Here is an 11,949-nt window from a genome sequence, read left to right as displayed (position 1 = left end):
GTAAGTCGTATGTGGGATCCGGCGCAGTACCTGGCCTTCGCCGATCACCGGGCGCGGCCGTTCTACGAGCTCATGGCGCGCGTCCAGGTCTCGGAGCCTCGGCGCGTGGTGGACGTGGGCTGCGGACCGGGCAACCTGACGGTCTCGCTGTCCGCGCGCTGGCCCTCGGCCGTGGTCGAGGCGTTCGACTCGTCGCCGGAGATGGTCGAGGCGGCCCGTGCCGCCGGCGTCGACGCGCGCGTGGACGACGTGAGGACCTGGCGCCCGGCGCCCGACACCGACGTCCTGGTGTCCAACGCGGTGCTGCAGTGGGTCCCCGAACATCCCTCGATCGTGTCCGGGTGGGCTTCCTCGCTGCCTTCGGGCGCGTGGCTCGCGTTCCAGGTGCCGGGCAACTTCACGAGCCCGTCGCACAGGCTGATCCGCGAGGTGGCGGGCGAGGCGCTGGCACACGTCTTCCGTGACGACAAGCCGGTGCTGAGCCCGGTGGAGTACGCCGGACTGCTGGGCGACTGCTCCACTGTGGACGTCTGGGAGACGACGTACGTGCAGCGGCTCTCCGGTCCCGACCCCGTGCTCGAATGGGTGACCGGAACGGCGCTGCGACCCGTCCGGGCGGCACTGTCCTCAGCGGACTGGGAGGCCTACGTGGCGGAACTGGCGCCGCGGCTGCGCGAGGCGTACCCCGCGCGCGCCGACGGCACCACTTGGTTCCCTTTCAGGCGGATCTTCGCGGTGGCGCGAGTGTGAAGCTCGTCACGCCCGCGGCGTCGCCGGAGGCGTGAAGGCCTTGCCGTTGGACTCCGCCTGGTGCTTCCACGGAGCCTTCTCCGCGGCCTTCTCGGCGGCGTCGGCGGCGAGGTCCTTGGCCTGAACTGCGGCTTCGAACGCCTTGTCCTTCGCCTGGCTCGCCGTCTTGCGCACCGTCGGGTTCTCGACGAAGCGGTGCCAAAGGCGCACGATCTGGTCGTAGCGCTCCCGTCCGGCCTTCGCGCCGAGCACGTAGCCGATGGCCGCACCGACCAAGATGCCCTTCATGTGGCGTCTCCTCTCGCATCGTGCCTGGTCAGGCCCTGTTTCGCCGCAAAGTGGGGGGTGCTTGCAAAACCCCTTTTGAGGCTCATGTAGAGTTACCCACTGTCAGGAGGAACCAAGCCTGACAGTGCAGAACAACAGAACATTCCCCCATAGCTCAATTGGCAGAGCATGCGACTGTTAATCGCAGGGTTACTGGTTCGAGTCCAGTTGGGGGAGCGTAGCAATGAGGTGAGGCCCCGTCCGATTGAGGACGGGGCCTCACCTCGTTCGCGGCCGTCCCTCGTGAGTTCGCAGGCCACCCCGCTCATCCAAGTGGGGTCTACCGGTTTCGGCTCCCGTGCATGACTTTGGGGACATGGCCCGCTTCGCGAACCTCCGCCGGATCTCCGCCCTGGACCCCGTGACCGACCACCAGGAGATCATGCGGATCTCCGCCGGCCTCGAGTTCCCGTGGGACTACCAGAAGGCGCTGGAGATGGCGCTGTTCCGCACGTACTGCGTCCCGACGATCTCGGGGCTGCTGGAACGCACCGGCGAGTTCGAACGACGGCCGCAGAAGCGCTACGACGACACCGCTGTCCTGATGGCCGAGCTCGTGGAACACGGCTACGACTCGGCGCGCGGACGTGAGGCGCTGCGCGTGGTCAACCGGCAGCACGGCCGTTACGACATCTCGAACGCCGACATGCTCTACGTGCTGTCGACGTTCATCTACGACCCCATCGACTGGCTGCGGCGCTACGGCTGGCGGCCGTTGACGCACAACGAGCGGCTGGCCGCGTTCCACTTCTACCGCGCGGTCGGTGCCCGCATGGGGATCCGCGAGATCCCGGCCGGCTACGACGAGTTCCTGGCGTTCAAGACGGCCTACGAGCAGGAGCACTTCGTGTTCGCGCCGTCGAACCGCCGCATCGGCCAGTACACGCTCGACCTGTTCTGCTCGTGGTACCCGTCCGTCGCGCGCCCGGTGGTGTCACGCGCCGTGGTCTCGATGCTGGACGAGCACATGGTGCGCGCGTTCGGCTTCACGGCGCCTCCGGCGTGGGTCGGCGCCGCGGGACGACTGGCGCTGCGCCTGCGCGCCGCCGTCGTCCGCCGGATGCCGGTGCGCCGCGAGGTGAAGCTGACCTCCACCCGCAACCGCACCTACCCCGGCTACCCGCGCGGCTACCGCCCGTCCGACCTCGGCGCGAGCTCCAGCACCGCCCTCTGACCTCGGGGCGTGAAACCCAGCGCCTTGAGGAACTCGGTGCCGGGCTCGAAGTCGTCCATCCGGACGTGCACGCGCGTGACGCCCGGGAACCGCTCGGCGAGCGCCCGCGCCATCTCCCGCCCGATGCCCCACCGCCGCAGGTCCTTGGGCACCAGGAAGAACCCGATGCTCGCGTCCCTCGGCTCCGGGTGGTCCAGCACGAGGTCGACGAACCCGATCATGCCCTCGGCCTGCGCGACCAGCAGGTGCTTCTGCTCGAACGCCGCCCCCTCCGGCAACGCGTAGAACAGGCTCTGCACGTCACCGGGCCCGGACGGATGACCCGTCGCGGCCTGGAACCAGTCGTCGCAGTCGGCGAACAGCCGCAGCACCTCGGGCTCGTCCGCCGGGGTGAAGTCGCGGAGGGTCAGACGCACGCGTGCAGCCTATGTGTCGCTCGCCACGGGGGCGCGCAAGGCCCGTCCGGCGTGATCGGTATCCTCCACCACGCAGCGTTAGCGGGGGAGCTTGTCGCTGCAGGGGGCAGTAGCTCAACCGGTCAGAGCAGCAGACTCATAATCTGTCAGGTTGTCGGTTCGAATCCGACCTGCCCCACCACGACGTCAGGTAGAAGCACGTGCACTTGGCTTCAAAACGGCGAATGGAGTGCGGCAGGACCACGGCTCCGGTCGTCGCCTGAACCCGCTCAGCTTGCGCGCAGGCCTTCGACGTAGATCGACAGGAAGCGGCGCCACTCGCCGGGCACGTCCCTGATCACCTGGGCCATCGCCCTGGTCAGCGTGGCCAGGTCGGCGATCGAGTAGTCGGTGCGCAGCACGCCCGCGTCGGCCGCGCGCGTGATCAGTGCCTGGGCGTGGCCCGCGCCCCGGTGGCAGGCGGAGACGACCTCGGGGGCGTTCGGCAGGTCGCGGGCCAGCACGTCGTTCAGGCCGCGGTCCTGTGCCTGCAGTGCGTAGAGGTCGTCCAGGTACGTCGTGAACGCGCGCCACGGGTCGGGGTCGGCCAGGGCCTTGGCGCCGATGACCTCCAGTGCGGCGAGGCGTTCCGGGAAGATCGACGACACGAAGTCGTCGCGGGTCGGGAAGTGCTTGTAGAGCGTGCCGATGCTGACGCCGGCCTTGCGGGCGATGTGTTCCAGCGGCACGTCGAGGCCTCGGTCCGCGAAGAGTTCCGCGGCCGCTGCCAGCAGCTTGTCCCTGTTGCGTGCCGCGTCCGCACGCAGGGGCCTCGACGCGGTGACCATGCGCCGGATCCTACTCAGCGGTTAAGTCGAGGGTGGCCTCAAGTTTTGTGGTAGCGTCGGCCGAGTAAGTCGAGGCCACCCTCGAATTAGGGGCGGAAGGACGGAACCCATGTCTCCCACCGCGGTGGTGCTCGGGGTTGGTCCCGGGCTCGGTCTGTCGGTCGCGCACCGGTTCGGGCGCGAGGGGTACGACGTCGTGCTCGTTTCCCGCAGCGCGCAACGGCACGAGGGGTATCTGGCGGGGTTGGCGGCGCAGGGGGTGAAGGCGCGGGCATTCGCGGCTGACGTGCGCGACCCCGGTCAGCTGAGGTCCACTTTGGACTCGATCGGGCCGGTGGACGTCGTGTACTACGGGCCCGGTGCGACCGACCTGGGCGAGGCGCCGGAGGACATCGCGGTGACGACGTCGGAAGACGCCCGCAGGGCGATGGGCTGGCTCTACCCGGCGATCGACGTCGTTCAGCACGTGCTGCCGGGCGTGACCGAGCGCGGTGGCGGGCTGTTGTTCGCCGGTGGGCTGAGCGCTGTGCGGCCGATGCCGATGCTCGGGGCGCTCGCGCTTTCCGGTGCGGCGCTGAGGAACTACGCGCTGACGCTCAACGCGGCGCTCGCCGGCAAGGGCGTGTACGCCGGCACGCTGACGATCGGCGGGCTCGTCGAACGGGGGGACATCCACCGGGCGGTGACGGCGGCGCCGGAGAAGTTCGGCGAGGTGCGCACGCTGGATCCCGACGCCATCGCGGACGTCGCGTGGCAGATGTTCGTGCAGCGGGACCGCGCGGAGGAGGTGTTCTCGGTCTTCTAGAGGTACGAGCCGGGGGTGTGGCCGAGCGAGCGCCGGAAGACGTCGATGAACGCGCTGGCGGTGGCGAAACCGCACCGCAGGGCCACGGCGGTGACGGGCTGGCCTTCGGCGAGCAGGCGCAGGGCGTGGTAGAGCCGCAGTTGCGTGCGCCACTGGGGGAACGTCATGCCCATCTCGTCGCGGAACAGCCGGGTCAGCGTTCTTCCGCTCACGCCGGCCGAACGGCCCAGGGCGTCGAGACCGCGGGTGTCCGAGGGGTCGGTCTCGAGCGCGGCGCAGACCGCCGCGAGCCTGGGGTCGCGGGCGGCGGGGACGCGCACCGGTCGTTCGGACGCGGTGGCGAGCTGGTCGAGCAGGACGGCGTGCATTCGTTTGCCTGCAGGGGTTTCTCGGTCGTCGAGCTCTGTGTAAGCGATCAGCAGTTCACGGAGCAGAGGGGAGACGGCGAGTGCTGTCGGTTCGTGGAGCTGCAACGGGTTCTGGGTCAGCCCGAGCAGATGCAGCCGTGTGACGCCATACGCGCGGTGTGAATGCACTGCGCCAGAAGGGATCCACAACGCACGGTGTGCGGGCGCGATCCACCTCGACGTCTCGGTGTGCACGGCCACGACGCCGCGGCTGGCGTAGACGAGCTGGTTCTCGTCGTGCCAGTGCGCCGTGATGCCACTGGTGGCCGCCAGGTCGCGGCTCGTGGTCGGCGCCGCGGGCAGATGGCGAGAATGCGACATGCAACGGCAGAATATCGGAATCGCGAACGCTGTCGCGGGGCCAGAATCGGTGTGTGAGCAACTCCCGCCGGCGGATGTCGGTCCTGGTCGCCGGGCACGCGGTGAACGACCTCTACCAGGGCGCGGTCCCGGCCGTGGTGCCGTTCCTGGTCGCCGAACGCCACTACGGCTACGTCGCGGCGGCCGGGATCACGGTCGCCGCAACGCTGCTGTCGTCGGTCGTGCAGCCGCTGTTCGGCCACCTGACCGACCGGCGCGCGATGCCGTGGCTGGTCCCCGTCGGCATGGCGGTGGCCGGCGCGGGCATCGGGCTGTCGGGGTTGAGCGAGTCGTACCTGCTCACCTGGCTGGCGATCGCGTTGTCGGGCCTGGGGGTCGCCGCGTACCACCCGGAGGCGGCCCGCCTGGCGCGCCGGGTCGCGCAGGACAGCCACGTCGGCATGAGCTGGTTCTCGGTCGGGGGCAACGTCGGGTTCGCGCTCGGGCCGGTGCTCGTCACGCCGGTCCTGGCGTTCGGCGGGCTGGCCTGGAGCCCGTTGCTGGCCGTTCCCGCGCTGGTGGGGAGCACGCTCACGGCGTTGGCGCTGCGCGGCGTGCACGGTGCGGCGGCCTCGGTGGCGGACCGCTCCGGCCGGGACGACTGGGGCCAGTTCAGCAGGCTGACCGTGGTGATCGTCGCGAGGTCGATGGTGACGTTCGGGCTGGGCACGTTCCTCGCGATCTGGGTGACCCAACGCGTCGGAGGGGGTCCTGTCGCGGGAGCCGCGGCGCTGGTGGTGTTGTTCGGTGCGGGTGCGGCGAGCACGTTGCTCGGTGGCGTGCTCGCCGGCCGGTGGGGACGCGTGCGCGTGTTGCAGGTGTCCTATGCCGCGGCGGTGCCTGCCGTCGCAGGGATCGCGTTGGTGCCGGGACCTCTCGTCTACCTGATGGTGGCATTGACGGCCGTGGCGCTGTACGTGCCGTTCTCGCTGCACGTCACCCTCGGCCAGGACTACCTGCCGAACCGCGTCGGCACCGCCAGCGGCGTCACGCTGGGCCTCGCGGTGAGCGTCGGAGGCCTGGGCTCGCCGGTGGTCGGCGTGGTCGCGGGCGTGTGGGACCTGCAGTGGGGCCTGCTGTCGCTCGTGGTGCTGCCGGTGATCGCGTGGGCGGCGGCGCGGGGCCTGAGGTCGCCTCGTTCCATGCGGGCTTGAGCGCGGATGGCTACGGTTGGAGCGTGCGAGTGGCGACCTGGAACGTGAACTCCGTCAAGCAACGCGTGCCCCGCCTGCTGCCGTGGCTCGACCAGCGGCAGCCGGACGTCGTGTGCCTGCAGGAGACGAAGCTGGCCGACGACGCCTTCACGGCACTGCTCGGTGACTCCTTGACGGAACGCGGCTACGAGTTCGCGCTGTTCGGCGAAACGCAGTGGAACGGCGTCGCACTGCTCTCGCGCGTCGGCCTGGACGACGTGGCCGTGGGCGTGGCCGGCGCACCGGGCTTCCCGCACATCGAGGCCCGTGCCGTGGCGGCGACGTGTGGTGGCGTGCGGGTGCACTCGCTGTACGTGCCGAACGGCCGTGAGCCGGAATCGGACCACTACAAGTACAAGCTCGAATGGCTCGCCGCTCTGCGCGACGTGCTGGAGGCGGGCCCCGCAGACGCGCTGGTGTGCGGCGACATCAACATCGCCCCCGCCGACGCCGACGTGTTCGACCCCGACGCCTTCGCGAGCTCGACCCACGTCACCGAACCCGAACGCGCCGCCTTGGAGGCCATCAAGGCGTTGGGGTTCCACGACGTCGTGCGCGACCGCTGGCCCACCGAGCGGGTGTTCAGCTACTGGGACTACCGGGCCGGGATGTTCCACCGCGACCTCGGCATGCGGATCGACCTGATCCTCGCGTCCGACTCGGTGGCGCCGCGGGCCAAGGCCGCGTGGATCGACCGGCACGCGCGCAAGGGCACCGGGCCGAGCGACCACGCACCGGTGATCGTCGATCTGGACGAGGCCCCGGACGGGGACATCGGGCCGGTGGTGCCACCGCCGTCGGCGCCGGGAGCGAAGAAGAAGGTCAAGCTCCCGCAGTCGAAGTGACCGGCCGCCGAGGTCCTGCCGGCGGCAGCGCCACGGTGAAGGCCGCCCCGCCCTCCGCGGCCGGTCCGGCCACGATCATCCCGCCCATCCGCGTCACCAGCCCGTGCGCGAGTGCGAGCCCCACGCCGGTCCCGACCGGCCGCGACCCCTGGTACCGCGCGTGCAGCACCCCGCGGTCGAACGCCACGGGGTAGTCCTCGGCGGCCAGCCCCGGCCCGCCGTCGCGCACCTGGAGCACCGACGACAGCGCGAGCACCACGGGGCGGCCGGCGGGGGTGACGCGCACGGCGTTCTCCATCAGGCCGTCGACGACCTGGCGGAGGCGGCGCGCGTCCGCCCACACCACCGGCGAGGCCGTGACCTGCAGGGAGAACTCCACCCCGCGGGCGTGGCAGCGGGCGTGCCAGACCTCGGCGGCCGAGCGGACGACCGGCTCCAGGTCCACGGCGGCCAGGTCCAGGCGGAAGTCGTCGGCGCCCAGGCGGGCCAGGTCGAGCAGGTCGGTCACCAGGCGGTCGAGGCGGCGGGCCTCGTCCAGGATCACGGTGCCGACGGGGGCCACCCGGTCACCGGAGACGACGCCGTCGGCCAGGGACTCGGCGAAGCCCGTCACGGCGGTCAGCGGGGTGCGGAGCTCGTGGGAGACGGAGAGCAGGAAGTCGCGCTGGCGGGACTCGCTGCGCTGCAACGCCTCCGCGAGCGAGTTCACGGACGCGGCGACCTCGGCCACCTCGGCGGCGCCCGCCACCGGGGCGCGCAGGTCGCGCCGGCCCGCGCCCATCGAGTGGGCCACGGTGGCCACCCGGCGCAGCGGCCGGGCCAGGTACGCGCCCAGGGCGAGGCCCGCCAGGGCCGCCACCAGCAGGCCGACGCCCAGGGCGAACACGATGTTGCGCACCAGTTTGCGGTAGGTGCCGCCGGTCTCGGTCTCCTGGACCAGGGCGAAGCCGCCCGCCCCCGACGGACGGGCCTCCACGTTCAGGCGGCCGCTCACCCCCGACACCGGAGAACCGGACAGCACCTCGCGCACGCCGACGTCCCGGGCCGCGCGGACGGCGGCGCGGTCGGACCCCGTCACCTCGCCGGTGGCGGAGATCCGGACGATCGCGATGCCCTGGCCCTCCAAGACCCGCTCGACGCGGTCGTTCGAGATCTGGCCCGCCACCACGTCGGCCTGCGAGCGCAGGATCTCGCGGCTCACCTGCTGCGACGTCGACAGGACGAGACGGGCCGAGACGAAGCCCGCGACGACGACGGCCACGACCACGACTCCCAGGCACACCAACGCGATCCGGGTCGACAGGGTCATGACGCGTCCGCCGAGTAACCGACGCCGCGCACCGTCCGGATCGGACTGCAAGCACCGAACTTGGCGCGTAACTGGGCGATGTGCACGTCCACGGTTCGTGTGCCGGCCACGGACGAATAACCCCACACGGCGCTCAGGAGCTGCTCGCGCGAGAACACCTGACGCGGGTTCTTCATCAGGTGCGCGAGCAGCCCGAACTCCGTGGAGGTCAACGACACCTCGTCACCACCGGCGAACGCACGCCGTTCGCCGACATCGAGCCGTACTGCACCCACCTGCAGAACGTCGGAGACGGGCCTGGAAGCGCGACGGAGGACCGTCCGGACGCGCAGGGCCAGCTCGCGCGGGCTGAACGGCTTGGTGATGTAGTCGTCCGCGCCCAGCTCCAGGCCGAGCAGGCGGTCGACCTCGTCGTCGCGCGCCGTCACGAACAGCACCGGCGTCCAGTCACCGGCCGCGCGCATCGCCCGGCACACCTCGATGCCGTTCAGCACGGGCAGGCCGACGTCCAGCACCACCGCCACCGGCGACAGCGACCGGACCGCGGCCAGTGCCGCGTCCCCCGAGGACTCCAGGTGCACGCCGAACCCGTCGCGCCGCAGGTACAGCGCGACCAGCTCCGCGATCGCCGGTTCGTCCTCCACGACGAGCACCAGGCCACGATCCACGCGTTCACCCCGGCTGGTTGATGTCCGACTCGATGCTGTTCAGCGTTGATTCCACATCATCGAGGTCCGGGAGGCTCCTCGGCCCGGCACGCCGTCAGCGAGACCAGCAGCGCCAGGGCGGCGAGCCACCTCACTTCGCCCCGCAGTGCTCGGACTTGAACCCGGCGACCCGCTCGGCGGCCTTGCCCAGCTTCACGAGCTGCGCGTCGCGCAGCTCGAGCCGCGCGTCCAGCACGTCCGCGCGGGCGGTGTTGCCGGCCTTGCGGGCGTCGGCGGCCTTCTGCTCGATCCACTTCTTCGAGCCGAGCGTCTCCGGGCCGCCGTTGATCCTGTCCGTCAGCGCCTTCACGCGGGACTCGATCCGCGGCACCCGCTCCGAACAGATCTTCTGCACCTTCTCCGGGCTGATCGTGATCGGTTCCTGCGCCGACGCGGTCCCCACGCCCAGCAGCAGCAGTACCGGCACGAGTCCACCGATTCGCGAAATGTTCATGGCGCACAACGATGGCCGCCCACGATCAGAGCCGGGTGCGCCGGATGTTCGGGTTCTGCAAAGATCAGCGCAGCGCCACCCCGCGCACCGCCGCGGCCTGCTCCAGCGGGCGCATCCGGTCCCACACCCGCTCCGACCGCAGCTCCCGCGCCGCGCTCATCGCCCGCATCGCCACGACCCGGCCCTCGTCGAGGTCGCCGTCGAGGAAGTGGCAGCAGGCCAGCGCGATCAGGCAGAACGTCCGGCTGCGCGCCATCGCCGGCCCGAACCGCTCGACCGACTCGGACAGCGCCGGGATCGCGAGCCGGGTGTCGCCGAGCTCGGCGTGGACCACGCCGACCATCGCGGTCAGGTCGGTCTCGTCGTGGAACCGCGCCCAGTCCGGCACGTGCGCCGAGCCGGAGGCCGCGAACGAGTCCTGAGCCTTGCCCAACGCCCGCAAAGCCTCCGCGGAACGGCCCTGGCGCGCGTACGCCCACGCCTCGTTCACGTACATGATGCTCGCCGCCAACGGTGCGAAAGCGCCCCTCTGGAAATACGCCAGCGCATCACCCGGTGCGCCGTGGTGCAGATGCACGCGCCCACGCCGATAAACGATGTTGGTCGTCAGCTCTTCGTCGTGGCGCGCGTAATCCAGCGCGCGGTCGAAATGGTGGTAGGCCGCCCCGACCTGGCCGCTGTCGAACGACGTCCACCCGGCGAGGTTGTGCAGGTCCGCGACGGCGGACAGCAGGCGTGCCCGCACCGCGTCCGACGCCTCGGCCGTGAGCAGCTGCTGGGCCCAGTAGATGCGGACGACGACGGCGTCCCGGCACGCCTCTCCTCCGTACCGGTAGTCCACGGAACGCAGTGAGCGCGTTTGCGACTCCAGCTGCTCGACGTCACTCGCGCCGATGCGGCTGGAGTGCGGGGGAGGGAAGTACGCAGGATTCGCCATGTAGTACACCTCTGCGCCGCCGTTGAAATCCGAGAGTAGGACGCCCGCGTGCCGCTGGAAAGGGTGTGCTGCGCGAAGTGGAATCCGGCGGGGGGTGAGGTTGAACGGGTATAAATCCGGGTACAACCGCGCTCCCCGGCAAGGGCATTGTTCTCGTCATGAGGCGACGCGGGCACCTGCGACCGGTGACCTCCTCCGAGACCGACAACGCGACTCTCACAGCGGTGCTGAGCGCGGAAGACCTGGCGCAGGAGTTCGGCCTCGACCCCCACGCCCGGGTGACGTGCGGACGGCACCGCTGCTGGCTGCACCAGTGCGTTGCCCTCCCCGACCACGTCATGCCCTTCACCGGGCAGCGCTGGTGCCGTCCGTGCCGCCGTGCGCTCGACGTGCACGTCGACGGGACGAACGCGGTCCTGTTCTGCCCGAGGTGCGGCTACGGCACCCCCGACACGGCGGCGAACCGCCAGGTCGTCCAGGCCTGCCGCACCAGCATCGCGGCGATGCACGCCCGGTAGGGACGCACGCCGGTAGAACGGCTTTGCCGAATGACCCGGAAGCGTTAACCCTGGTGGGTGAAGGCGGCGATCTCCGGGAGGTAGCTCGGGGGCCGCCTGCTGTCCTCCGGCACGTCGAGCATCGCCCAGACGATGTGCCGGCCACCCCCGGCGGGCGTCTCGCCCATGGTGAAGTTGCAGACGGCGATGGACGCGATGTTGCGCCGCATGATGTGCCACTGCCTGAGGTCGAACCGCGCGGTCGTGCGCACGGCAACGGACAACTTGTCACCACGCATGCGCAGCAGCAGCGCCAGTGGACTGTCGTCCTCGATGTGCGACACGAGCTCGACGGCGATCTGCGGGGCGACGTCGAGCAGCGACTGGACACCCCACCGCTCGCAGGCGCGTTCGGTGATCCGCTCGGCCACGTGCGGCAGGCAGCGGCACGTCGGCAGCGCCGCGTCCACCCTGTCCTCGTGCTTGAGCCGCACGACCGCGGCCACCGCGGCCGCCGTCGACGAGTGCAGCGGGATGTGCCGCGGGAGCCCGCGGGACTCGAGCGTCGACCGCAGCTCGTGGTCGCTCACCACGAGGCTCAGCGAGATCCCGGGCCAGCGCGCCGCGGACAGCCACACGACGTCGAACAGCACGAGCAGCGCGGGGGACTCGGTGACCAGCTCGTCCAGCTCCACGACGACGCCGACGAGCTCCTTGGTGGCGTGGTCGAGCAGCACGTCCTGCGCCCGCATGTACGTCACCCAGTCGAGCCGCCCGCTGAAGCGGACGACGAGGACACCGCTCTGCTCCCGGACGTCCACCACGAGACCGTCAGCGGCCATGATCGGCTCCCTCCCAGGCACGTCCCAAGCCTTCAAGACTGACAAGGTCACCGCGTGCGTCCTAGGGGGTAACTACCCGTGTTCCACCGTTGGTGCCTC

Annotated in this window: 15 protein-coding genes and 2 tRNA genes; 8 read left to right on the top strand and 9 right to left on the bottom strand. The window is 70.8% G+C overall.

The annotated features are described in order from the left end of the window. Positions 1 to 9 precede the first annotated feature (9 nt). Positions 10 to 750, top strand: a complete 741-nt coding sequence (locus V1227_RS19895) for a trans-aconitate 2-methyltransferase (RefSeq protein WP_329787115.1) — start codon at positions 10 to 12, stop codon at positions 748 to 750. A gap of 6 nt (positions 751 to 756) precedes the next feature. Here V1227_RS19895 and V1227_RS19890 read toward each other — a convergent pair whose 3' ends face one another. Beyond that, positions 757 to 1,038 carry a hypothetical protein gene (locus V1227_RS19890; RefSeq protein WP_236223685.1) on the bottom strand — a complete coding sequence of 94 codons (282 nt, stop codon included), beginning with the start codon at positions 1,036 to 1,038 and terminating at the stop codon, positions 757 to 759. Positions 1,039 to 1,181: 143 nt separating this feature from the next. On the opposite strand from V1227_RS19890, the gene V1227_RS19885 reads away from it, so the two are divergent. Then, positions 1,182 to 1,254, top strand: a tRNA-Asn gene (locus tag V1227_RS19885). A 139-nt stretch (positions 1,255 to 1,393) separates the two neighbouring features. Then, on the top strand, positions 1,394 to 2,251 hold the full coding sequence (locus V1227_RS19880; RefSeq protein ID WP_329787114.1) for an oxygenase MpaB family protein: 858 nt from the start codon (positions 1,394 to 1,396) through the stop codon (positions 2,249 to 2,251). Here the strand turns inward: V1227_RS19880 and V1227_RS19875 are convergent. Further along, a complete protein-coding gene (locus tag V1227_RS19875; protein ID WP_329787113.1) occupies positions 2,206 to 2,667 on the bottom strand; it encodes a GNAT family N-acetyltransferase in 462 nt (153 codons plus the stop codon). The genes V1227_RS19880 and V1227_RS19875 overlap by 46 nt on opposite strands. A 103-nt stretch (positions 2,668 to 2,770) precedes the next feature. Here V1227_RS19875 and V1227_RS19870 point away from each other — a divergent pair. Next, a tRNA-Ile gene (locus V1227_RS19870) sits at positions 2,771 to 2,848 on the top strand. An 88-nt stretch (positions 2,849 to 2,936) separates the two neighbouring features. Here V1227_RS19870 and V1227_RS19865 read toward each other — a convergent pair. Next, positions 2,937 to 3,494, bottom strand: a complete 558-nt coding sequence (locus V1227_RS19865) for a TetR/AcrR family transcriptional regulator (RefSeq protein ID WP_329787112.1) — start codon at positions 3,492 to 3,494, stop codon at positions 2,937 to 2,939. Between the two features lie 109 nt (positions 3,495 to 3,603). Here V1227_RS19865 and V1227_RS19860 point away from each other — a divergent pair, with 109 nt between their 5' ends. After that, positions 3,604 to 4,299, top strand: coding sequence for an SDR family NAD(P)-dependent oxidoreductase (locus tag V1227_RS19860; protein ID WP_329787111.1), 696 nt, complete (start codon positions 3,604 to 3,606; stop codon positions 4,297 to 4,299). Here the strand turns inward: V1227_RS19860 and V1227_RS19855 are convergent. Then, a complete protein-coding gene (locus tag V1227_RS19855; protein WP_329787110.1) occupies positions 4,296 to 5,027 on the bottom strand; it encodes an AraC family transcriptional regulator in 732 nt (243 codons plus the stop codon). The two genes, V1227_RS19860 and V1227_RS19855, sit on opposite strands and share 4 nt — an antisense overlap. A 74-nt stretch (positions 5,028 to 5,101) precedes the next feature. Here V1227_RS19855 and V1227_RS19850 point away from each other — a divergent pair, with 74 nt between their 5' ends. Both V1227_RS19850 and V1227_RS19845 read left to right on the top strand, forming a co-directional pair. Then, on the top strand, positions 5,102 to 6,220 hold the full coding sequence (locus V1227_RS19850) for an MFS transporter (protein ID WP_442916543.1): 1,119 nt from the start codon (positions 5,102 to 5,104) through the stop codon (positions 6,218 to 6,220). A gap of 23 nt (positions 6,221 to 6,243) precedes the next feature. Then, positions 6,244 to 7,104 carry an exodeoxyribonuclease III gene (locus V1227_RS19845; protein ID WP_329787108.1) on the top strand — a complete coding sequence of 287 codons (861 nt, stop codon included), beginning with the start codon at positions 6,244 to 6,246 and terminating at the stop codon, positions 7,102 to 7,104. On the opposite strand, the gene V1227_RS19840 is transcribed toward V1227_RS19845, so the two are convergent. The 4 genes from V1227_RS19840 to V1227_RS19825 all read right to left on the bottom strand — a co-directional run bounded on the left by V1227_RS19840 (position 7,082) and on the right by V1227_RS19825 (position 10,511). Further along, positions 7,082 to 8,413, bottom strand: coding sequence for a sensor histidine kinase (locus V1227_RS19840; protein ID WP_329787107.1), 1,332 nt, complete (start codon positions 8,411 to 8,413; stop codon positions 7,082 to 7,084). The genes V1227_RS19845 and V1227_RS19840 overlap by 23 nt on opposite strands. After that, positions 8,410 to 9,081 carry a response regulator transcription factor gene (locus V1227_RS19835; RefSeq protein ID WP_329787106.1) on the bottom strand — a complete coding sequence of 224 codons (672 nt, stop codon included), beginning with the start codon at positions 9,079 to 9,081 and terminating at the stop codon, positions 8,410 to 8,412. The genes V1227_RS19840 and V1227_RS19835 overlap by 4 nt, the downstream gene beginning before the upstream one ends. A gap of 130 nt (positions 9,082 to 9,211) precedes the next feature. Beyond that, positions 9,212 to 9,574 (bottom strand): hypothetical protein, encoded by a 363-nt coding sequence (locus tag V1227_RS19830; protein WP_329787105.1) that lies wholly within the window; start codon positions 9,572 to 9,574, stop codon positions 9,212 to 9,214. A 64-nt stretch (positions 9,575 to 9,638) separates the two neighbouring features. Continuing rightward, entirely contained in the window at positions 9,639 to 10,511 is an 873-nt protein-coding gene (locus V1227_RS19825) for a hypothetical protein (RefSeq protein ID WP_329787104.1), read from the bottom strand. Positions 10,512 to 10,669: 158 nt separating this feature from the next. On the opposite strand from V1227_RS19825, the gene V1227_RS19820 reads away from it, so the two are divergent. Further along, positions 10,670 to 11,029, top strand: a complete 360-nt coding sequence (locus tag V1227_RS19820; RefSeq protein ID WP_329787103.1) for a hypothetical protein — start codon at positions 10,670 to 10,672, stop codon at positions 11,027 to 11,029. A 44-nt stretch (positions 11,030 to 11,073) separates the two neighbouring features. Here V1227_RS19820 and V1227_RS19815 read toward each other — a convergent pair whose 3' ends face one another. After that, positions 11,074 to 11,850: a hypothetical protein gene (locus V1227_RS19815; protein WP_329787102.1), complete on the bottom strand. Its 777-nt coding sequence runs from the start codon at positions 11,848 to 11,850 to the stop codon at positions 11,074 to 11,076. Positions 11,851 to 11,949: the final 99 nt, after the last annotated feature.

Source organism: Lentzea sp. DG1S-22 (assembly GCF_036321065.1).
GTDB lineage: Bacteria > Actinomycetota > Actinomycetes > Mycobacteriales > Pseudonocardiaceae > Lentzea > Lentzea jiangxiensis.
Note: the sequence above shows the minus strand (reverse complement) of the source record. Positions and strands in the feature narration are given on the sequence as shown.